General features: G+C 62.4%; 13 protein-coding genes and 1 pseudogene. 8 read left to right on the forward strand and 6 right to left on the reverse strand.

Annotated elements, in window-relative coordinates:
• Positions 1-20: 20 nt before the first annotated feature.
• From WYH_RS10830 to WYH_RS10850, 5 genes are all read left to right on the forward strand, one after another.
• On the forward strand, positions 21-935 hold the full coding sequence (locus WYH_RS10830) for an alpha/beta hydrolase (protein ID WP_046903849.1): 915 nt from the start codon (positions 21-23) through the stop codon (positions 933-935).
• Positions 936-990: 55 nt separating this feature from the next.
• Entirely contained in the window at positions 991-1,689 is a 699-nt protein-coding gene (locus WYH_RS10835; protein WP_053833542.1) for a hypothetical protein, read from the forward strand.
• An 8-nt stretch (positions 1,690-1,697) separates the two neighbouring features.
• Positions 1,698-3,170, forward strand: coding sequence for a family 43 glycosylhydrolase (locus WYH_RS10840; RefSeq protein ID WP_053833543.1), 1,473 nt, complete (start codon positions 1,698-1,700; stop codon positions 3,168-3,170).
• 131 nt (positions 3,171-3,301) lie between these two features.
• On the forward strand, positions 3,302-5,815 hold the full coding sequence (locus WYH_RS10845; protein WP_235979297.1) for a glycoside hydrolase family 9 protein: 2,514 nt from the start codon (positions 3,302-3,304) through the stop codon (positions 5,813-5,815).
• A 149-nt stretch (positions 5,816-5,964) separates the two neighbouring features.
• Complete coding sequence (locus WYH_RS10850; RefSeq protein WP_046903851.1) at positions 5,965-7,365, forward strand: sugar porter family MFS transporter; 1,401 nt, start codon at positions 5,965-5,967, stop codon at positions 7,363-7,365.
• A gap of 120 nt (positions 7,366-7,485) precedes the next feature.
• Here the strand turns inward: WYH_RS10850 and WYH_RS10855 are convergent.
• A pseudogene (locus WYH_RS10855) lies at positions 7,486-9,888 on the reverse strand (glycoside hydrolase family 3 N-terminal domain-containing protein).
• 87 nt (positions 9,889-9,975) lie between these two features.
• Here WYH_RS10855 and WYH_RS10860 point away from each other — a divergent pair.
• Positions 9,976-12,072, forward strand: a complete 2,097-nt coding sequence (locus WYH_RS10860; RefSeq protein ID WP_046903852.1) for an alpha-glucuronidase family glycosyl hydrolase — start codon at positions 9,976-9,978, stop codon at positions 12,070-12,072.
• Between the two features lie 82 nt (positions 12,073-12,154).
• Positions 12,155-13,240 carry a LacI family DNA-binding transcriptional regulator gene (locus WYH_RS10865; RefSeq protein ID WP_082347951.1) on the forward strand — a complete coding sequence of 362 codons (1,086 nt, stop codon included), beginning with the start codon at positions 12,155-12,157 and terminating at the stop codon, positions 13,238-13,240.
• Between the two features lie 89 nt (positions 13,241-13,329).
• Here the strand turns inward: WYH_RS10865 and WYH_RS10870 are convergent, their stop codons facing one another.
• From WYH_RS10870 to WYH_RS10885, 4 genes are all read right to left on the reverse strand, one after another.
• The gene (locus WYH_RS10870; RefSeq protein ID WP_053833544.1) at positions 13,330-15,252 is read right to left on the reverse strand and encodes a sialate O-acetylesterase; all 1,923 of its coding nucleotides are present in this window, start codon (positions 15,250-15,252) and stop codon (positions 13,330-13,332) included.
• Entirely contained in the window at positions 15,249-16,133 is an 885-nt protein-coding gene (locus WYH_RS10875) for an SMP-30/gluconolactonase/LRE family protein (protein ID WP_046903853.1), read from the reverse strand. The genes WYH_RS10870 and WYH_RS10875 overlap by 4 nt, the downstream gene beginning before the upstream one ends.
• Positions 16,124-16,909, reverse strand: a complete 786-nt coding sequence (xylB, locus tag WYH_RS10880) for a D-xylose 1-dehydrogenase (RefSeq protein WP_046903854.1) — start codon at positions 16,907-16,909, stop codon at positions 16,124-16,126. Before xylB ends, WYH_RS10875 begins: the two co-directional genes overlap by 10 nt.
• Positions 16,910-17,046: 137 nt before the next feature.
• Positions 17,047-18,168 (reverse strand): fumarylacetoacetate hydrolase family protein, encoded by a 1,122-nt coding sequence (locus tag WYH_RS10885; RefSeq protein WP_046903855.1) that lies wholly within the window; start codon positions 18,166-18,168, stop codon positions 17,047-17,049.
• A gap of 93 nt (positions 18,169-18,261) precedes the next feature.
• On the opposite strand from WYH_RS10885, the gene WYH_RS10890 reads away from it, so the two are divergent.
• A complete protein-coding gene (locus WYH_RS10890; RefSeq protein WP_053833545.1) occupies positions 18,262-19,917 on the forward strand; it encodes a glycoside hydrolase family 43 protein in 1,656 nt (551 codons plus the stop codon).
• 61 nt (positions 19,918-19,978) lie between these two features.
• Here WYH_RS10890 and WYH_RS10895 read toward each other — a convergent pair whose 3' ends face one another.
• Positions 19,979-21,289, reverse strand: coding sequence for a sugar MFS transporter (locus tag WYH_RS10895; protein WP_046903857.1), 1,311 nt, complete (start codon positions 21,287-21,289; stop codon positions 19,979-19,981).
• Positions 21,290-21,336 lie beyond the last annotated feature (47 nt).

The following is a 21,336-nucleotide window of genomic DNA, read 5'->3' on the forward strand; positions in this document are numbered from 1 at the left end:
CGAAGAGGGGATGAGAGATAATGAAATTCGGGCCCATTATTCTGGCCGCGGTGCTGGGTGCTGCTTCGGTGCCGGTCGCCGCGCAAGACGACCGGATGACCCCCATCGCAGCCCCGGCGCAACCAGGTGCCATCCCGCTTGATACCGGGCCGCTGCCGGGCGCGACGGCCGGGGAATCCTGGCATCAGCAATATGGCAGCCGCTTTGCCCGCAATGTCACCAACGCCACATTGACGCCTTTCCTGCCCGACCCTGAAAACGCATCGGGCGCGGCCGTCGTGGTCGCTCCGGGCGGCGGGTTTCGCACCCTCTCGATGGAAAACGAGGGGTGGGATGTGGCCCGGGCCCTGGCCGACCGGGGCGTTGCCGCTTTCGTTCTCAAATACCGCCTGAACCAGACTCCAGCCGCCCTGGACGAGTTCGAGCGTTCTTCGCAAGTGCCGCCCCCTGGGGCGGAACGGCCTGCCCGCCCCGCCCCCGACGCAGCTGCACAAGCCATCGCCCCGCAAATTGCAGATGCGGAAGCGGCCTTTGCGCTGATCCGGGAAAGGGCCGCGGAATGGAATGTCGATCCTGACCGGATCGGGATGGTCGGTTTTTCCGCCGGGGCAATGCTCACCATGACCACGGCCCTTCATGGCGAAAATGCAAAACCGGCCTTTCTGGGCGATATTTACGGTCCGCTGACCGCGATGAATGTGCCTGCCGATGCGCCGCCATTATTCGTTGCTCTGGCTGCGGACGACCCGCTGTTTCCGGGCTCCGATTTCGGCCTGATCCAGAGCTGGCAATCGGCCGGCCGCCCGGTGGAATTCCATTATTACGAACAGGGCGGCCACGGTTTCGGGATGTATCCCAAAACCACCACCAGCACCGGCTGGTTCGACGCATTCGCCGCCTGGCTGAAAATGCACGGCTTCATCAAGGCAGACTGATCGCCTTCGCGGCGGGTGGCCAGGCCCGCCCGCCGCCCGTTTTCAAAGGATCGATGTGAGAAAACGACCCTTGCGGGCCGCGCAGCGCGTCACCGCCGCGCTCTTGCTGGCAGCCGGGACCGGCGCCTTCGCCCAGACACAGGCAGTGCCGCCGCTCAGCGACTATTTCACCCCTGCGGGAGAAGCGCCGACAACGCCGGACAAGGATGGATTCATTGGCCGCTGGCTGCTGCTGGAGCCGATCGAAAAACCCAATCCCACCAATACGGTATTCACGGGCAGCTATGTGCGCGATGCTTTGGCGCCGGCGGGTTTCCCCGGCGAATTCGGCACCGTGCCCGAAGACGGGGAGGCCGCCGGCAAGAACGCATCCCTGCGCTGGCACGCGCTGGATTCAAAGCTCTGGGACGTGAAACTGTTCAACTTCGCCCAGGCCCTGGGGAAGCCGAAATACGGGGTCTTGTTCTGGGCGGTGACCGTGGTGGAAAGTCCGCGGGAAATAAAAAATGTGCGGATGGCCGTCGGGTCCAACTCCGCATCGATCTGGTGGATCGATGGCCAGGAAGTGGCGACATTGTTCGATGATCGCCGGATGGTGATGGACGATGTCCTTTCGGACCGCCTGACCCTGAAGAAGGGGCGCAACGTGATCTATGGCGCGATCATCAACGGGCCGGGGCTGAGCGATTTCTGCATACGCTTTCTGGACGAAAGCGGAGAGCCTGTTCGCGATCTCGAAATCGACGTGAAATGAGACTGGATATGTTCGCAACATTCATCCCGGCGCCGCTGCGGCGGGCATTCGCCCTTTGCGCCGCCGGCATTGCCTGCACCCTTGCCTGGCCAGGACCGGCATCGGCCCAGCTGGCCGGGGACGTTTTCATCCACGATCCGTCCACCATCGTCGAATCCGATGGCAAATGGTTCACCTTCGGCACGCGGGGCGGCGGATTGATATCGGAAGACGGCTGGACCTGGGAAGATGGCGCAATTCGCCCCGGCGGAGGCGTGGCGCCCGATGTCGTCAGGATCGGGGACAGATATTACGTTGCCTGGGCGGTCGGCGGCGGCGGGATGTCGGGCGGCCATGCCAGCGAAGTGAAGATCATGTGGACCAGGTCGCTCGACCCGGCATCGCCGGATTTCGAATTTCACGAAGTCGGCACCGTCGCTTCAAGCGACGGGGTGGAAAACCATGACGCGATCGACCCGGCATTTCTTTATCATGATGGACGGCTCTGGCTCAGTTACGGCACCTATTTCGGGTCTATCCGGATCATAGAGCTGGACCCGGCCACGGGCATGCGCAAGGCAGGGAACGAGCCGGTGGACATCGCCATCGACATGGAAGCCACGGCGCTCATGTACCGGGATGGCTGGTATTATCTGCTCGGCACGCATGGCACTTGCTGCGATGGGCCGAATTCCACCTACAATATCCGTGCAGGGCGATCCCGCAATGCGCTTGGGCCATATGTCGATAATATGGGCATTCCACTGCTACGCGGCGGCGGGAAGCTCGTCGCCAGTGCGCATGACCGGATGATCGGCGCAGGTCATTTCGGCCTGCTTGATCTGGGCGATGGCCTTCAGAAATTTTCATTGCATTACGAAGCGGACATGGATCGCAGCGGGCGCAGCGTACTGGCCATCGAACCGCTCTTATGGCGCGATGGATGGCCCGTTGCCGGCAGCAATGTTCGGCCGGGGACTTATGAGATCAAGTCGGAGCGAAGCGGCAACGCCTTGCAGCTCAAGACTGATTTCGTTCGGATACCCTTCGATGCCCGGCGCAGCTTCATGGCCGGGCCTGACGATCCCGTTGCCCCCCTTGCCAGACAGACGCTGGACGATGTGCGCGGGACATGGCCCGACGGCGCCATCAGGGTCGATCTATCCGCCTTCATGGTGCGCCCGAACCAGCTATGGACCATAACCCCCGTGCCCGAGGCAGGCGGTTGGTTCGGCGCGCCCTTCTACAAGATCACCATTCAGGGGACTGAGCGTGCACTTGCCGCGACGCCGGATCGCGAGATCGAAGCTGTCCCGGCCTTTAGCGGAGAAGACAGCCAATTGTGGCGGATCGACCAGTTAACCGACGGCACTTACCGCATCACGCCGAAGACATTCGCCGGGGAAGACCTGGCCATGATGGCGATCGGGGCGAGCACGCCGACACTGGCCCCCTTCGATCCGGGCTCGGATGAAGGCCGCTGGCGGTTCAGGCTTCCCTGACCGGGGCGCTTCTTCCGCATAAATCCGCAAGACTGCCCGAAGGTAATGGTTGGCATCGGCTTGCTTCCACACTGCGAATAGTGATGATAGCGCTATCAGAAAATGCCTGCGCCAGACAGGAGAGGAGAGAGATGGGTTACAAACAGATGTTCCTGGCCGGTGCGGCCTGCATCGCTTCTGTCTGGGCTGCATCGGCCCTGGCCCAGGAAAGCGAACCCCTGACTCTTTCCGAAGCCGAATATTTCCAGGCGGACGGGGCGAATGTGCTGGTATTTTCCAACTGGTATGATGGCCTGTTCGCGGATTCGAAAATCAGCGGCATCGAGCTGATCCAGCAAGGCGAACGGATCGCCACCAATGGCGATGTGCGCCTTTCCGCCACGCCCGGACAGTGGGATCCGATCGGAAGGCTGGTGGAACGAAAGGTCGATGCGGAAAACGGGCGGATCGAGGTTACGCTCGAATATCCCGATCATGATTTCACCTATCGGATCGTGGCACAGAATGCTGGCGAGGGGGTTGATCTGGCCGTCGTGCTGGATGCGCCCCTGCCGCCGGAACTGGCCGGGAAAGCCGGGCTGAACCTGGAATTCCTTCCTTCGGCCTATTTCCGGCAAAGCTATTTCGCGGACGGGACACCCGGTGCCTTTCCGCGCCATCCGGCAGGAAACATGGTGGCAGGTGGCCCGCGCAACGCGGCAAGCGGCCGCGATTTTGGCCCCGGCGCGGAACCCTTGCCGCTCGCCACGGGCCGCAGGCTGGTTCTGGCGCCGGGCGATGCCGCCCGCCATGTCCGGATCGAAGCCGGATCGGGGGAGCTGGCCCTGTATGATGGGCGCAACCAGGCACAGAATGGCTGGTTCGTGGTGCGCAGCATGATCCCTTCTGGCCGGACCGGAAAGGTGATCGAATGGACGCTCACCCCCAATTCCGTTCCGGGCTGGTTGCGAGATCCCGTCATCGGGCATTCCCAGCTGGGCTATGCGCCGCAACAGGCCAAGCGCGCCGTGATCGAACTGGACGCAAATGACGCTGGTGGCGGAGAAATGCGGCTGCTGCGCATCGATCCGGATGGCGGCGAAACAATCGTCCAGTCCGGCGCGCCGGACCCGTGGGGCAATTACCTTCGGTATCGCTACGCCGTCTTCGACTTTTCGGAAGTGCGGGAAACCGGCCTTTACGCGCTGGATTATCGCGGCCAGCGAACTTCACCCTTCCGCATCGCACGCGACGTATATGAAGACGTCTGGCATCCGGGAATGGACGTCTTCATGCCGGTGCAGATGGACCATATGCTGGTCAACGAGGCATATCGTGTCTGGCATGGCGATCCGCATCGCGACGATGCGCGGCAGGCGCCAGTGAACCACGAACATATCGACCTGTATCGGCAGGGACCGACAACCGACACGCCTTTCGCGCCCGGCGAACATGTTCCCGGCTTGAATGTGGGCGGCTGGCTGGATGCGGGCGACTTCGACATTCGAACGCAAACGCAATATGCGGTGGTTCGGGAACTGGCGCATATCTGGGAAGATTTCCGCCCAACCCGCGATCAGACCCTGGTCGATCACGATCTGCGCCGCGTGGAAATACACGTCCCCGACGGCAAGCCCGATATGCAGCAACAGATTGCCCACGGGGTGCATTACCTTCTGTCCATGTATGATGCGGTTGGCCATGCCGTGCACGGCGTGGTGGAGCCGGACGTGGCGCAATATACCCATCTGGGCGATGCCGCGTCCAAGACCGACGGACTTATCTTCGATCCGAAATTGTCTTTCGGAGAACGCACCGCAACGCATAGCGGAACGCCTGATGATCGCTGGGTCTTCACCTCGCGCGCCAGCGCCCTCGATTACGGAACGGCTGCAGCATTAGCCGCCGCTTCCCGCGCGCTTGGCGGTTATGACGACGCGCTCGCCCGCAAGGCCCTGCATATGGCCGAACAGGTATGGGCCGAAGAACAGTCCCGCCCGCCATTCACCTTCACCCACGGCAACACCACCGGCGGATGGCTGCCGGGTGAGGAATTCATGGCGACGGCAGAACTGCTGTCAGCGACGGGCAAGCAGGAATATGCCCGTCATATCGCGCAAATCTGGCCGCAGATCGCACCGCGAGCGGCGCAATATCTGCGTATGGCGCTGCGTATATTGCCGCATATGCCCGAAAGCTGGCGTGCAGAGATCGAACAGGTCGCGCGCGAGGCCGTTTCCGCCACGGAGCCGTTCACAGGGCCCAACCCCTATGGCGTTCCGATCACCACCGGGGGCTGGGCGGGCAATGGCGCGATTATCGAAACCGGGTTGACCGACTATGCGATTCACAAGGCATTTCCGCAGCTTTCTGATGGGCAGGCGGTCTATCGGGCGCTGGATTACCTGCACGGCACCCATCCCGCATCCAATCTGTCCTTCGTGTCGGCCGTCGGCGCGAAATCGAAGGAAGTTGCCTATGGCAGTAACCGGGCGGACCATTCCTTCATTCCCGGCGGGGTCGTGCCAGGCGTGCTGATCATCAAGCCGGATTACCCGGAAAACCAGGAAAACTGGCCCTATTTCTGGGGTGAAAACGAATATGTGGTGAACATGACGCCCAGCTATGTCGCGCTTGTTCACGCTGCAATCGAGATGGGAGACTGACGCCGGATCGCCCCCGAATTCCGCGGCCTGAGGAGGGACGCCGGCAATAGTACCGCCGCGGAACTACACCTCTTGCCGAAATACTGACCTTACTGCATAGTTAGCGCTACCATAAATGCGGCCGCAGAGCCGCCTGGGAGGGATTGGATATGGAAACGACGCGACAGGGCGTGAACATGGCGCTCATCACCGCGATTGTCGCCGTTGCGACGATCGGCGGGTTGCTGTTCGGTTATGACAGCGGCGCGGTGAACGGTACGCAAGGCGGGCTGACGGCTGAATTCGGCCTCAACGACGCACAGCTTGGTTTCACGGTCGGCGTATTGCTGATCGGTTGCGCGGTGGGCGCCTTCTTTGCCGGGCGGCTGGCGGATGCGATCGGGCGCCGCACAGTCATGATCATGGCCGCGGCGCTCTTTGTCGTGGGTGCGCTGATCCAGGGCGTAACCGAATCGCATGCGATCTTCGTCATCTTCCGCTTTGCCGGCGGCCTCGCGGTGGGCGCGGCATCGGTCCTGTCCCCGCTCTACATTTCGGAAGTGGCTCCGGCCAAAATTCGCGGCCGGCTGACTACGGTTCAGCAGGTGATGATCATCAGCGGCCTGACGGCAGCCTTCGTGGTCAATTACTTCCTCGCCCAAGCGGCAGGCAATTCACTCGGTGAAATCGGCGGCACGCAGGCATGGCGCTGGATGTATCTGGCGCAGGCCGTGCCGGCAGTCGTGTTCCTGGTGGCGCTGCTCTTCATTCCGGAAAGCCCGCGATACCTTGTCTCCAAGAAGAAGGAGGAGCAGGCGCTGGCCGTACTCTCCCGGCTGTTCGGCGCTGATGAAGCGAACCGCAAGGTGATCGACATCCGCCGCACATTCTCCGACGATTATCGCCCGCGGCTGAAGGATGTAACCGCTCCGGGCACAATATTCCGCCCGATCGTCTGGGGCGGCATAATGCTGGCGACGTTCCAGCAATTCGTCGGCATCAACATCATCTTCTATTACGGCGAAACGCTGTGGCGCCTGGCGGGCGTATCGGAAGAGGTGGCGCTGGAACGCAATATCCTTTCCGGCGTGGTCTCCATCGCGGCGGTTCTGGTCGCACTGATGGTGATCGACAAGATCGGCCGCAAACCGCTCCTGATGATCGGTTCGCTGGGGATGGGCATGACGCTGGCAGCCATGACCTGGGCCTTCAGCGGCGCAGGCACCGACGCTGCGGGGAATCTGGCACTGGGCGAAACGGCAGGCTGGGTCGCACTGGTTGCGGCCAATCTCTACGTCATCTTCTTCAACGCCAGCTGGGGCCCCGTGATGTGGGTGATGCTGGGCGAAATGTTCCCCAACCAGATGCGCGGAAGCGCACTCGCCCTGGCGGGTCTGGCGCAATGGGTCGCAAATTATCTCGTGGTTCAGAGCTTCCCATCCATGGCGAGCGGCCTTGGACTGGCAACCGTCTACGCTCTCTATACGGCCGCCGCATTCATCAGCTTCTTCCTTGTCAGGAAACTCCTTACCGAAACCAATGGCAAGGAGCTGGAGGACATGGTCGGCTGACCACTCCCGCAGCGCAGATCATGCACCAGGCGGCCGGGGCGGCAAGAACCGCCCCGGCCGTTTTCATATTGCCTGTGTGATCGCGCGTTGGGCCGGGTGCAGGGCCTGCGCCCGGCCTGTTTACGGCGTTACCATCAGCCGGGTTTCAGCCAGATCGACAGAATTCGGGCCAACCATTACCGCGAATTCGCCCGGTTCCACCAGGCGCTTCATCTCGCGGTTCCAGACGGCGAAGGCATCGGGGCGGATTGCGATGTCCACCTGCTGCGTTTCGCCGGGCTGCAAGGTCACGCGCTTGAAACCGGCCAGCTCCTTCACCGGACGCGTCACCGAACTGACCAGGTCGCGCAGATAGACCTGCACCACCTCGTCGCCCGCCATTTCGCCATTATTGGTAACCGGCACGCTTACAGTCACGCCCTGTCCGGGCCTGATGGATGCCGAGGACAGGCTCGGCGTGCCGAAGGTGAAGGTGGTGTAGGACAAGCCGTGGCCAAACGGATAGAGCGGGCTTGTCTCATCGAAGAGGTAGCCGCGCCGCGCGCTCGGCTTGTGATTATAGAATACCGGAACGTGGCCGACATTGCGCGCAGTGGTGACCGGCATCTTGCCGCCCGGATTGATCCGCCCGAACAGCGCATCGGCAATCGCATTGCCCTGCTGCTCTCCCGCATACCATGTCTCCAGGATCGCATTCGATCCTTCATCCACGGCGAGATAGCTTGGCGGGCGGCCATTGACGAGAACGGTGACGATCGGCTTGCCCAGCGCCTTCATCGCCGCAAACAGCTCGTTCTGCTGTCCCACCAGATCCAGGCTGGACCGGTCCCCCAGATGATCTTCGGACCAGGCCTCGCGGCTGGTCTGTTCCGTGTCCCCCACGAACAATATGATCGTGTCGGCATTGCGCGCCGCATCCACCGCTTCGGCGATCATGCGGCGGTTCTTGTCCGGATCGGCCAGGGTGACTTCGTCCCCCCACCAATCGTCACTCCCGGTAATGGCAACTCCCCTGGAATAGACGATATTCGCGCGATCACCCACCAGTGCCGCGACCCCGTCCAGCGGTGTCACCCTGTTGCGCGGGATGCCGGAATATCCGCCCAGCCGCGCAATATCGGCATTTGGCCCGATGATCGCGATTGTCGGCTTGTGGGCAGCTTCTTCAGGCAGGGAAAGCGGCAGCGTGCCGTCATTCTTCAGCAGGACCAGCGCCTTTTCTGTCGCCTTGCGTGCCAGCGCCGCGCCCCGTGAACCATCAGACGCAATTGCTGGGGCGGCATCGGTGACGAAAGGCGCTTCGAACAGGCCGGCATTGAATTTCATGGTCAGGATACGCCGCACGGCCCGGTCGATCTGTTCAACGCTGACCCGCCCCTGGCGCAGCAAGTCAGGCAGGGTGCGGTAGGAAATGCCATCGGGCAAATCGATGTCGACTCCGGCACCCAGCGCCTGGGCCGCCGCTTCGGGGATGTCGGCTGCCACCTTGTGGCGGCTGACCATCTCCTCGATCGCGTAGTAATCGGATACGATAGCGCCCTGATATCCCCATTCGCCGCGCAGGACATCCTGCAGCAACCAGACATTTGAATGGCTCGGGATTCCGTCGATCTCGTTGTAACTGGCCATGACCGCGTCAATTGCCGTGCGGTCCACCACTTCCCTGAATGGCGGAAAGAACACCTCGCGCAGGGTCCGCTCCGAAATCTGCGCCGGTCCGACATTCGTGCCGCTTTCAGGCTGCCCATGGCCGGTCATATGCTTCAGCGTGGCCAGCACCTGGCCTTCGCCCAGCTTCGGATCCTTGCCCACGCCCCGAAGACCTTCGACCGCGGCCACGCCCATTTCGCCGACGAGATAGGGGTCCTCGCCAAAAGTCTCCTCGATCCTGCCCCAGCGTGGGTCGCGCGCGACGTCGACAACAGGGGAGAGGACCTGATGGACGCCGCGCGCGCGAACCTCGCCTGCGATGTAATCGTTCACATCGCGTACGAGGTCCGTATCCCAGGTGGAGGCAAGGGCGATTGATTGCGGAAAGCTGGTGGCATCGCGGGCGGCAAGGCCGTGGAGCGATTCCTCATGCGCAAGGACCGGAATGCCCAGCCGCGTTTCCTCTCGCGCCCATTTCTGCAGGGCGTTGGTATAACGGATAGTATCCTCGATCGAACGCCGTGGATTGTCCTGCGAACTACCCGGCCCCGTCTGATCGGACGGGCGCGAGAAAAAGCCGATACCATCGGGGTAGAGCGCGCTGGCCCTGGCCGGATCGAAGGAATTGTCCTGATCCTAGATCTCCGTCTTGCCGGCCCAGACGGAGATCATCTGGGCGAGCTTTTCGGCCATGGTCATGCGCGCAAGCAGGTCCTCTACCCGCTGTTCCGTCGGCAGGCTGCTGTCCCAATAGGGCGCGCCGGCCATCGGCCTTTCGATAGCGTCCTGAGCCGCAGCGGGCAGGGAAATGGCGGAACCGGCGAGGATCCCCGCACTGGCAGCATATAATGCGGCCCGGAAAAGACTTCTCATCCCACTCTCCCGTCACGCGGCGCGCTTGACTGGGCGCTCGTCTATGATAGCGCTACCATGATGAGAGGGAGAGAGCTTGTCAATCGCATGTTGCAGGCTTTGCTGGTCTTGCTGGCAGTGGCACTGCCGGCGGCAACGGCCCGGGCCGAAGACGGTTATCGGCTATGGCTGCGCTATGCACCCCTGGAAGGGCCGGCGCTGGCCGACCTGACGCGCCGGCCATTGGCGGTGCAAATCCCGGTCGGTGGCGCAATTCCCGATAACCCGACCATCCGCGCGGCGGCCGATGAATTGCAAAAGGGGCTTTCATCCCTATCCGGTCGGCAGGTTTCCCTGATGAAGGGTCACGACGCGGAAACGCGGGCGGACCATGCCATTATTCGCCTCCACTGCGCCCGGTCCGAAATTGCCGCTGGCGGCGCCTTTTCAATCCGGCAATCATCGCGCGGATTGGACATCTTGGCATCGGAGCCGATCGGTTGCCTTTATGGCAGTTTTTCGCTGCTCCGGGCGCTGTCGGAAGGCATGCGCCTGTCCGATATCGGCAGATCCGAAGCGCCCCGTTACCCGCTGCGCATGTTGAACCATTGGGACAATCCCGATGGCAGCGTGGAGCGCGGCTATGCCGGCAGTTCCATATTCGACTGGTGGAAATTGCCGGACCATCTCGACCAGTGGATGATCGATTATGCGCGCGCCAATGCCAGCATTGGCATCAACGGCGTGGTGGTCAACAACGTCAATGCCAGCGCCATGATGCTGGAGCCGCGCTATATCGCCCGCCTGAAGCGGCTGGCCGATGCCTGGCGCCCCTATGGCATTCGCGTCTATCTTTCTGCCCGTTTTTCCGCCCCGCGTGACATTGGCGGGTTGGAAACGGCTGACCCGTTCGATCCCCGGGTTGCCGCCTGGTGGAAGGACAAGGCGGACGAAATCTATGCGGCGATCCCGGATTTCGGCGGCTTTCTGGTCAAGGCCAACAGCGAAGGCCAGCCCGGCCCCGGCGATTATGGCCGCACACATGCAGATGGCGCCAACATGCTCGCCCACGCGCTGGGACCCCGGGGAACAGTCATCTGGCGCGCCTTCGTCTATTCCGAACATGACGAGGCTGACAGGGCACGGCAGGCCTTCGCCGAATTCGCGCCTCTCGACGGGCAATTTGCCGATAACGTGATCCTTCAGGTCAAGAACGGCCCGATCGACTTCCAGCCGCGCGAACCATTTCACCCGCTGTTCGGCGCCATGCCAGATACGCGCGTCATGCTGGAAACGCAGATCACCAAGGAATATCTCGGCTTTTCGACCCATCTCGCCTTCCTGGCCCCCATGTGGAAGGAAGTGCTGGATGCCCCCACAGGGCATGGGAAGACCGTGGCAGAGGCAATCGCGCCAGCGGGTATGGCAGGCGTCGCCAATATTGGCAGCGATCGCAATTGGTCGGGCAGCCATTTCGATCAGGCCAACTGGTATGCTTTCGGCCGCCTGGCCTGGGATCCTTCACTATCCGCCGAGCAACTGGCCCGGGAATGGGCGGCACAAACATGGTCACGCGAAGAAGGTTTCGTGGCCGATATTTCGGCCATGATGCTGGGCAGCAGGGAAATTGTGGCCGATTACATGACCCCGCTTGGCCTGGCGCACCTGATGGCGACAGGCCACCATTACGGGCCCGCGCCGTGGGTGTGCGACCTGCCCCGCCCGGAATGGAACCCTTGCTATTACCACCGGGCAGACAGGCAGGGCATAGGGTTTGACCGGACGCCCGGCGGATCGAATGCGCTGGCCGACTATGCGCCGATAGCAGCGGCGCGGTGGGCCGATCCGGACAGGATGGATTCGCGATATCTGCTGTGGTTCCATCACCTGCCCTGGGACTGGACCTTCCCCGATGGAACCAGCCTGTGGCAAACCCTTGTGCAACGCTATGACGCGGGCGTCGCCGGGGTCGCGCAAATGCAGCAGGTCTGGGCAGGGCATGAAGGGGAGATCGACGCCCGCCGCCATGCCGACGTGGCGGATTTCCTCAAGATCCAGCGGCGCGAGGCGCAATGGTGGCGCGATGCCAGCATAGCCTATTGGCAATCGCTCAACAGTCTGCCCCTGCCGGATGGAACCCGCCCGCCGGCCCGTTCGCTGGGCCATTACAGGGCATTATCCTTCCCCGAAGCTCCGGGGAATTGATCTTGTCCGGCAGTCAAATCGCTTGCCCGCCCCACCAAGGCGCGCCAAGAGTTTTCGGCATCATGTGCAATAGAGACAGAATGTGAGCGCGGGCAGAAGCAGGCGCCGGCAGTCGGGACAACCGACCATCAGCGACGTGGCGCGCGAAGCCGAATGTTCGCCGATGACAGTCAGCCGTGTCATCAACAACGAAGGCAGCGTGCGCGTTTCCACCCGCGATGCAGTGCTGAAGGCTATTGAAAAGCTCAATTACCGGCCCAACCGCGCAGCCCGCAGCCTGGCAGGCGGAGAACAGTTGCGGATCGCGCTGTTGTTCGACAACCCTTCGGCATCCTATCTGGCCGAATTCCTGATGGGTTCGCTGGAAGAAGCCAATCGCCGGGACATCCAGCTGGTTGTGCAATCGCTGGCCGAAGACGGCAGCGAAAGCGCGAAGGAAATTATCGCCCGGCTGGTGGCGGCGGGCATTCGCGGCTTCATCCTCCCCCCGCCGCTTTGCGATGACCAGTCTATCCTGGACCTGATCGTTGAAGGGGGCGCAATTGCCGTGGCCGTGGGGCCTGGTGCCGCCAGTGGAACCGGCGCATCGGTAATGATCGACGATTTCCAGGCCGCCTACGACATGACCAGCCACATCATCCGCCTGGGCCACCGCCGCATCGGCTTCATTATCGGCAATCCCGAACAGGCGGCCTCATCCCTCCGCCTCAACGGTTTCCGCCAGGCAATGACGGATGCGGGCCTTGAAATGGACCAGGGGCTGATCGTGCAGGGACGCTTCACTTATCGGTCCGGCATGGACGCGGCGGAAAAGCTGCTGTCGATCGATCCGCGCCCCACAGCCATATTCGCGTCAAATGACGATATGGCGGCCGCGACAGTGGCCGTCGCGCACCGGCGGCATCTGGATGTGCCGAACGACATTACCGTGTGCGGTTTTGACGATACCGACCTGGCGCGTTCCATCTGGCCCGAACTCACGACCATTCGCCAGCCGATCCGCGAAATGACGGCATGGGCGGTGCAGACTGCGGCCGCGATCATGCGCAACAAGCGCGGCGGCGACCGCGGCAATCCGGAAGTGCGGTATATGCCCTACAAGCTGATCAGGCGCGATAGCGATGCCGCGCCCAGCCTGTGGCAGGACGGGAAGAGAAACGCCCCCTGAGCCTCGCCGCCTGGCAGGTGATCAGGTGATGATCGGCCCCAATTGCCGCTTGCTTCAACATGACGGTGCGCATCCGCACCGGGGCCAACTCAATCCCCTACGGGCATCTCGAACCCCGGAATGGCGATATTGCGCGCATCATGCGTGTTGATGACAGGCGCATCGGACCAGCCATGGCGAATGCGCGTAACGGGTTTTCCGTCCAGTGGCAGGAAGATCGTATCCCCTGCCGCCCGGCCGACGGCAAATCGGCACGAGTCCTTGCCTTCCCCGCATAATTCGAATGCCAGGGCAGGACCGCTCCAGCTCTCCAGCCCGGTTGCAACACCATCGAACCGGACTGCCACCGTGCCGGGCGAACCGGCCACCGGATTCACCAGCCGCGCCGAAACCGGCATCGGCATCTTTTCGCCCCGGGCCGCGAGGGCAAGCCGCTGGCCCAGCAACACCTTGTTCGCCGGATGAATATCGCTCCATTCACCAAGATCGATAGCCGTCACCAGTGCCGCATTGCGATCGGCCAGGACGGCCAGCCTTTCGATTTCGCGAATTTCTGCCCAACCGCTTTCGCCAACTTTGCCAGAAGGCGTGCCGTATCCCGCCAATTGCACGACCAGCATCCGCATATCCGGCGAAAACTGCCGGCGCCAACCGGCGAACAATTCACGCAGCCGCTGGCCATAGCCGGGGATGCCCACATCGCTTTCCCCCTGATACCATGCCGCGCCCTTCAGCGAGAGCGCGCCAATGGGGGCGATCATGCGATTATGCATCACGCCGATACCGGCATTGGCATCCCAGGGCGCCCGTGGCGGCATTTCGGTGACGGGACTGGCAGCGTATCGCCACCCTTCCGCAAGGGAGATGCGTTGCCCATCTGCCAGAGTGAAGGAAAGCCGGTCGGCCGCACTTTGCATACCGCCACCTGCCCAGCTGTTGCTGGCGGCGAATATGATCTCGTTCTCCCCCTCTTTCAGGAAGCGGGCCGGGATTTGATATTCCCGTTCCGTGTCCCAGCCATGGCTGAAGCCGACAGGGTGGCCGTTTACCCATGTCGCGTCGAGATCGTCGATAATGCCGATATTGAGAGTGCCGCCATCGGCCGCCTGCCTTTTCGTAAGATCGATCGTCCGGCGAAACCAGACATTGCCGATTTGCGGCAAGTCGCCTTCCGTCCAATCCGTCCATGGGGCGATGCGCGGAACCGGCCGCCAATCGAGACTGTCGGGATCGGACCATGGAGTGGAACCGCCCGAAGCGGCACGATACCATTCTTCCCAGACCGGGGCGAAGCTCCCCACCGCTGCGAGCGGATCACGGTCGAAGCCGGTCAGCAACGCCATGTCCTGTTCGCCATAAAGCGCGGCCCCCGCCTCGGGCGAGAGCCAGGCGCGAATCTGCGAACCTCCCCAGCTGGAATGGATCGCGCCGAGGGGAATATCGAGTGCGCCGCGCAGGTCCCGCAGCATATAATAGCAGGCAGCGGAAAATCCGCCGGTGGTCGCTGGCGAAGCCTCCTGCCATTGCGCATCCCCGCCGAAGTCCTGCGCCGGCACCACCGCCGTCGATAACGGGACGGTCAGCATACGCAGCAGCGGGTCCGCGCTCGCCTGGATATTGTTCTGGCCGTTCAGGCCTGCCGAAACGGTAAAGGCCATGTTCGACTGGCCCGAACACAGATAGACATCGCCGGTCAGAATGTCGGAAACGATGGCAGTGCCGCCAGCATCGGTCACTTGCAGTTCCACCGGATCGGCGCTGGCCGGGCGGGCCGCGAAAGTCAGCACGAACCGGCCATTGCCATCAGCCTCTGCCTCGGCCCGCGCGGTGCCGAGAATGCCTGTGACCCTGGCCCCGGGTGCCGTTTTGCCCTGCACCCTCACAGGCTGATCGCGCTGGATCACTGCGCCGTCTGTCCAGACCGGGGCCAGATGCGGCGCCGCGTGGGCGGGAAGGGCCGCAAGCAGCGTGCAGGCGACGACGGCGGCGATGATGGAATTGCGCCGGATCATCCCAGTTTCACCTGAGCTTGCGCCACGCCTGCCACGGGCGCATCGAAAGAAAGCAGGCTTCCCGCTTCCGGCCAGTCGGCGAAATCCCGTTCCGCCATATTCTTGGTGGCGGTGGTGACATAAGCGGTCTTCATGGTCCTGCCTCCCAGAGCCATCTTGGTTATGTCCCGCGCGGGCATCGCCCAGGTGCCGGCCAGCCAGCCATCGGGATCGAAACGGGCAACGCGGCCACCGAGATATAGCCCCGTCCAGAGATGATCTTCCTCATCCACGATCGGTCCGTCGGGATAGGCATCGGGAAACAGCGCGCCGGTATTCACGAATGGCCGCGCATCGCCCGCAATGCCGGCGCGCAGATCGGCGACCATGATCTTTTGCGCCCCGGTATCGGTGAAATAGATGCGGTCCCCTTGCGGGCTGACCGCCGGGCCATTGGTGATGGTGATGCCCGATGGCCCTGCCGGGCGTATCTCGCCGCGATCAAAGACGTAGAAACGGCCCGATGCCTGCTTCTCGTCATCATCCATGGAACCGAACCAGACCCGCCCCCCGGGATCGGTACAGGCATCGTTGAGCCGGTTATGTGCCGGCTCTCCGGGAATATCTGCCAGCTTCGCGAACTGGCGGCTGCCCGGATCGAAAGTGTAAAGCCCATCTTGCAACCCGCACAGCAGCAGACCGTCTTCAGCGGGCAGCGCCCAGCCGATCTGCCCCGGTGCTTCAACGCAGAGATTTCCGCCGGTTTCAGGGTCGTAATTCCAGAGCTGGTGCCGCTTTATATCTACGAACCAGATTGCGGCCCGGGCTGGATCCCAGATAACGCCTTCGCCAAGCAGGCAATCAGCCCGCATCAGCGTGCGAACCTGGGGCGTTATCTCCATCCGGCATCCACCCAGTAATTATGGGCCGTGCAATAGCGCGCATCGTCCGATGCAAGGAACATCGCCATGGCCGCGATGTCAGCCGGTTGCAGCCGCCCATCCAGACATTGCGCGGCGACGATTTCCGCTTCGCCTTCCGGTGTGTACCATTTCATCTGGCGGGGGGTCTGCACATTGCCCGGAACGATCGTGTTGACCCTGATATTATCCCGGCCAAGTTCACGCGCCAGGCTGCGTGTCAGCCCTTCGATCGCGGCCTTGGCCGTCTGGTAGATCGTCAGGTCTTCCAGGCCCAGATGCCAGCTGATGGACCCCAGATTGATGATGCTGCCGCCGCCGGCTGACCGCATCGCCGGAACCACCGCCTTGGCGGCAAAGAACTGGTGCTTGAGATTCACCGCCATGCGTTCATCCCAATATTCGGGCGTGATCTCCCCAACCTTGTGCCGATCGTCATTCGCGGCATTGTTTACCAGCACGTCGCACCCGCCCAGCTTTTCGATCAGCTGGCCGATCCTGGCTCCGTAATCGGTGATGTCCGTTATGTCGCACTGGGCAAATACCGGCGCGAAGGCGGAGCCGGTCAGGCGTTCCACCAGGGCCTCGCTCGGGTCCTGCTGCAGGTCGACGAAGGCAACGGCGGCGCCCTGCCGCACGAAACCTTCGACGATACCTTCGCCGATGCCGGATCCTCCACCGCTCACAATGACCTTGCGGCCCCGGAGCGAGGGATAAATCGCGCCGGACCCCACGGGTCGCAGCTCCCCTCCGCTCATCTGTTACCAGTCTCCTGTTGAATGCGTGATTTTCAGAATTCGAAATTTGGCTGCGGGCCGCAGGCAGGCACAGTTCCGGCGGCATTGCCGCGGCACCGTGTGTGCAGATCCGCAGATGGAATATCGGGCACTGCCGGTCAGATCCTGCCTGCAAGCCCGCGCGCGGTGAGATTGCGGATGAAAGCACCGATGCCCATGGCCCAGGCAGGTGCATCCTTCGATGTCGTTACCGTGTTGGGAAGACGGCCGAGCCTGCTTGAAGAGATCGTGACCACATCGCCCACCTTGTGGGTGAAGCCCGCCCCCGGCGCATCGCGATCCTGCACGGGCGCGAACAATGTTCCGCAAAAGAGGACGAAACCGTCCGGATAATGATGTTCGGACAGGCACTGCGCCACCAGGTCCAGCGGATCGCGGCTGATCTGCGTCATGTCGTTGGTGCCTTCCAGGACATATCCTTCCGGCCCCTGTATATGCAGGTCCACATGGGCCTGGCGGACATCGTCGATCCCGAAACCGCCATCGAACAGGCGTATCATGGGGCCGATCGAGCAGGAGGCATTGTTATCCTTCGCCTTTGACAGAAGAAGCGCGCTGCGCCCTTCGAAATCCCGCAGGTTCACGTCATTGCCCAGCGTGGCGCCCACGACTTCGCCTGCGGCATCGCACACCAGCACGATTTCGGGTTCGGGATTGTTCCAGCTTGAATCCGAACGCACCCCGATCTGCGCCCCCGCCCCCACGGTGGAAAGGACAGGGGATTTGGAAAAGATTTCCGCGTCGGGGCCGATGGCGACTTCCAGATATTGCGACCACATGCCCTGGTCGATCAGCAGCTGCTTGAGCCGCATCGCCTCCCCGCTGCCCGGAACGACTTCGCGGATCGCGCCGACCTTTTCTTCCAGCATCGCGCGGATTTCCGCGGCCCTGCCCGCATAACCTCGCGCGCGTTCCTCGATAACGCGTTCGATGGCGGAAATGGCGAAAGTCACGCCGCTGGCTTTCACGGCCTGCAGATCGATGGGGGAAAGCAAGGACCAGCCCTGCGGCAGCCCTTCTTCCACGAGGCCCATGGCCCGGCCACCCGTGAAACAGCGACGCTCGATCGCGCCTGAAACGGTCGGGCATTCTTCGGTCAGGTCGAACAGCTGGCCGCTGCGCACCGCGATGACGCATGGGCCATCCGGCGAAAGTGCGCGCCCTATGAAAGTGCCTGTTCCGAAGTCGGCGGGCAGTAATTCATGCAGATTTTCGGCCATTGCCGTAGGTCTTGTCCTCATCCCTGATAGCGCTACCATAGGTTAGAGAAGCGCGTCCGGCAAGCGTTGCGCCGCAAGGGAGGGAATTTTGACATGCGAGAAAGAGTGACGGCCGCCATGATAGCCAGCGCGATCGCGCTGATATCCGTCAACGTGGCGGCGGCGCCCGCAGCATCCTTCGCTTATCTAAGCTATGACGGAAAATCCGCGCCCACGGCGGAAGATCAATATGCGAATCCCATCCTCCCCGGCTTCCACCCCGATCCTTCCATCGTGAAAGTCGGGAAGGACTTCTACCTTGTGACGTCGACCTTCTCGTGGTTCCCCGGCCTGCCTGTGTTCCACAGCCGCGATCTGGTGAACTGGACACTGATCGGTAACGCTATCGACAGGCCCGGAATGGTTGATATGGCCGACCGGACCCTGACCGGCGACGGGTTATATGCGCCCGCCATCACCTGGCATGACGGGACCTTCTATATCCTCAACACATGCGTCCGCTGCGGGGGCAATTTCCTGGTTACGGCCAATGATCCGGCCGGCCCGTGGTCGGACCCGGTCCCGCTCGATTTCGACGGAATCGATCCGTCATTGTTCGTGGACGCAGACGGGCAAGGGTGGATCACCTATAATGACGCCCCGCAGGGACAGCCGCGTTATGACGGACATCGCGCGATCTGGATCAGGCAATTCGATCTCGCCACCCGGCAACTGGATGGCGAGCCGGTGCTGCTGGTGGATGGCGGCGTGGCGCCAGCGGATAATCCTGTCTGGGCGGAGGGGCCGCATATCTACAGGCTGGGCGAATTTTATTATCTGCTGGCGGCCGAAGGGGGAACCGCGGACCAGCATTCGCAGACCATCTATCGCAGCCGCTCGATCACCGGCCCTTATGAACCGGGCCCGATAAATCCGATCCTGACCCAGCGCGATCTCGACCCGTCGCGCCCCGACCGTGTCGAGGCGACAGGCCATGCCGATTTCGTGCAACTTGACGATGGAAGCTGGTGGGGTGTGTTCCTGGGCACGCGCCCGTTCAGCGGGCAGGACACGCTGCTGGGGCGCGAGACCTTTCTCCTGCCGGTCGAATGGAACGATGGCTGGCCGCTGTTCCTGGAACGGGGACAGGCAGTGCCGCTTGTGGCCAGACGGCCCGACCTGCCCCTTGCGCCCGGCACGGACTTCTCATCGTGGCGGGAGGAATTCGATCAAGCTGAACTCGGCCCCCAATGGTTGCGGATCCGCGGCATACCGAAAGTTCCCGGCATGAAAATGGCCGATGGCGCGCTGAAACTGATGCCGGGCAAGGCGGCCCTTTCACAAGTGGCCATGCCCGCTTTCATCGGCCGGCGATTGCGCCATCGGCACGCCAGTTTCCAGACGGCTGTGGATTTCGTTCCTGCCCAGCCGGGCGATTTTGCCGGGCTTTCCGCCGTCGCGAGCGAGGATGCGTTTGTATCTTTCGGATTGCTCGGAACGGAAAAGGGGCCGATTTTGGCGGTGATGCGGCGCGAAGGCACGTCCGCCCCTGCCAATGGGGAGGCCATCGCCATCCACCAATGGCCGGGCGGCGAAGTCGAACTGCGCGCCGAGTTTGAAGCGGGCGAGGCGCGTTTCAGCTATCGCAAACCCGGAACGGGGGAGTGGCGCGTTCTGGCGGATGAAGTGGACGTATCGCACATGGCGTCAGTCCGCACGAACCTGTTCACCGGCGTGGTAGTCGGGCCCTATGCCTATGACGCACGCTGATCTTGCGAACTGCCGGGATGGCCAGATCCCGGCAGTTTTGGGATGCGGCGTGCAGGCCTGCCTAAGCCGGCTCGGCCGTCGAATTCCCGCCATAGGCGGCGGTCGGGCGTGAGCCCCAGAGCGCATAATAGATGATGTAGACTTCGCAGGCGACGGTCAGCCAGAAACTGTTCTGCAAGCCATAAAGATCCGCCAGCCAGCCTTGCACGACAACCAGTGCCCCGCCTGCAATGGCAGTAATCAGCAGGCCCGATCCTTCCTCCGTCAGTGGACCCAGCCCCTTGATGCCCATGGCGAAAATGGCCGGAAACATGATGGAATGGCCAAGGCCCACCAGAATCAGACACCACATGGCAACCGGCCCTTCCAGCGTTGCTGCGCCAACCATCACCACCAGGGCGAACAGGGCGAAAGCCGCCAGCGTCTTGTCGGCGGGAAATCTGCGCATGATGAAACTGCCCGCAAAGCGCCCCACCATCATGCCGCCCCACAGCAGCACCAGGTAATTTGCCGCCTGTGCGGGGGTGATGCCCGCGATTTCGGGCAGGATGGCAAAATTGATGAACAGATTGGCGACCCCGATTTCGGCAATGAGGTAGATGAAGATCGCCGGCACGCCGAGCACCAGGTTGCGGTGCTTCCATAGCGACAGCTTCTTGCGCTCCTCCTTCGCCACGCGGCTGGTGGCGGAACCCAGAGCGGGAAGGTTGGATCGCCACAGGACGACTGCAATGACCAGCAGCACCACGGCCACCAGCAGATATGGAAGCTGCGTCGCCTGGGCGTCCGCCAGCCTTTCCGCCTCGGTAAGGCGCGTGCCATCCAGCGACGTTCCGCCAATCGTGCGGCTGAGGATCAGATAGCCGCCGAAATAGGGCGCGAGGAACGTGCCGAAACTGTTGAATGCCTGCACCAGCGTCAAACGGCTTTCGCTACTTTCCGCCGGACCGATCACCGCAACATAGGGATTGGCCGCGACTTGCAGCAGGGTGATCCCGCTGGCGATGACGAACAATGCGAACAGGGTGACGCCGTAGGACGGGATCTGCGCCGCGGGAACCATGCCCAGCGCCCCCGCCGCCATGGCGCACAGACCGATGATTATCGCCTTCTTGTAGCCTGTGCGCTCTATCAGGAAAGCGCTCGGCATACCCATCACGCCATAGGCGATGAACCACACGCTCTCGATCAGCGTAGTCTGGGTATAGTTGAGTTCGAACACGCTCCTGAGATGCGGCAGCAACGTGTTGTTGATGACAGTGATGAAGCCCCACATGAAAAACAGCGAGGCGAGCAGCGCAAGCGCCGGCCTGTAATCGAAACTGGTATCCGAAGGGCGCGTATCGCCCTGTGTAGCCGGCGTTATCGCCATTGCTCACCTCCCCCACTTGCGCAGCCTCTATTTGTCGGACTATTGGA

This window comes from Croceibacterium atlanticum, from assembly GCF_001008165.2.
GTDB classification, from domain to species: domain Bacteria; phylum Pseudomonadota; class Alphaproteobacteria; order Sphingomonadales; family Sphingomonadaceae; genus Croceibacterium_C; species Croceibacterium_C atlanticum.

Bases quoted from the DNA above. Each gene is read 5' to 3' on its own strand.
- WYH_RS10860 (WP_046903852.1), top strand. From the start codon at position 9,976: ATGTTGCAGGCTTTGCTGGTCTTGCTGGCAGTGGCACTGCCGGCGGCA.
- WYH_RS10840 (WP_053833543.1), top strand. From the start codon at position 1,698: ATGTTCGCAACATTCATCCCGGCGCCGCTGCGGCGGGCATTCGCCCTT.
- WYH_RS10870 (WP_053833544.1), bottom strand. From the start codon at position 15,252: ATGATCCGGCGCAATTCCATCATCGCCGCCGTCGTCGCCTGCACGCTG.
- WYH_RS10845 (WP_235979297.1), top strand. From the start codon at position 3,302: ATGGGTTACAAACAGATGTTCCTGGCCGGTGCGGCCTGCATCGCTTCT.
- WYH_RS10885 (WP_046903855.1), bottom strand. From the start codon at position 18,168: ATGGCCGAAAATCTGCATGAATTACTGCCCGCCGACTTCGGAACAGGC.
- xylB (WP_046903854.1), bottom strand. From the start codon at position 16,909: ATGAGCGGAGGGGAGCTGCGACCCGTGGGGTCCGGCGCGATTTATCCC.
- WYH_RS10830 (WP_046903849.1), top strand. From the start codon at position 21: ATGAAATTCGGGCCCATTATTCTGGCCGCGGTGCTGGGTGCTGCTTCG.
- WYH_RS10850 (WP_046903851.1), top strand. From the start codon at position 5,965: ATGGAAACGACGCGACAGGGCGTGAACATGGCGCTCATCACCGCGATT.
- WYH_RS10875 (WP_046903853.1), bottom strand. From the start codon at position 16,133: ATGGAGATAACGCCCCAGGTTCGCACGCTGATGCGGGCTGATTGCCTG.
- WYH_RS10890 (WP_053833545.1), top strand. From the start codon at position 18,262: ATGCGAGAAAGAGTGACGGCCGCCATGATAGCCAGCGCGATCGCGCTG.
- WYH_RS10895 (WP_046903857.1), bottom strand. From the start codon at position 21,289: ATGGCGATAACGCCGGCTACACAGGGCGATACGCGCCCTTCGGATACC.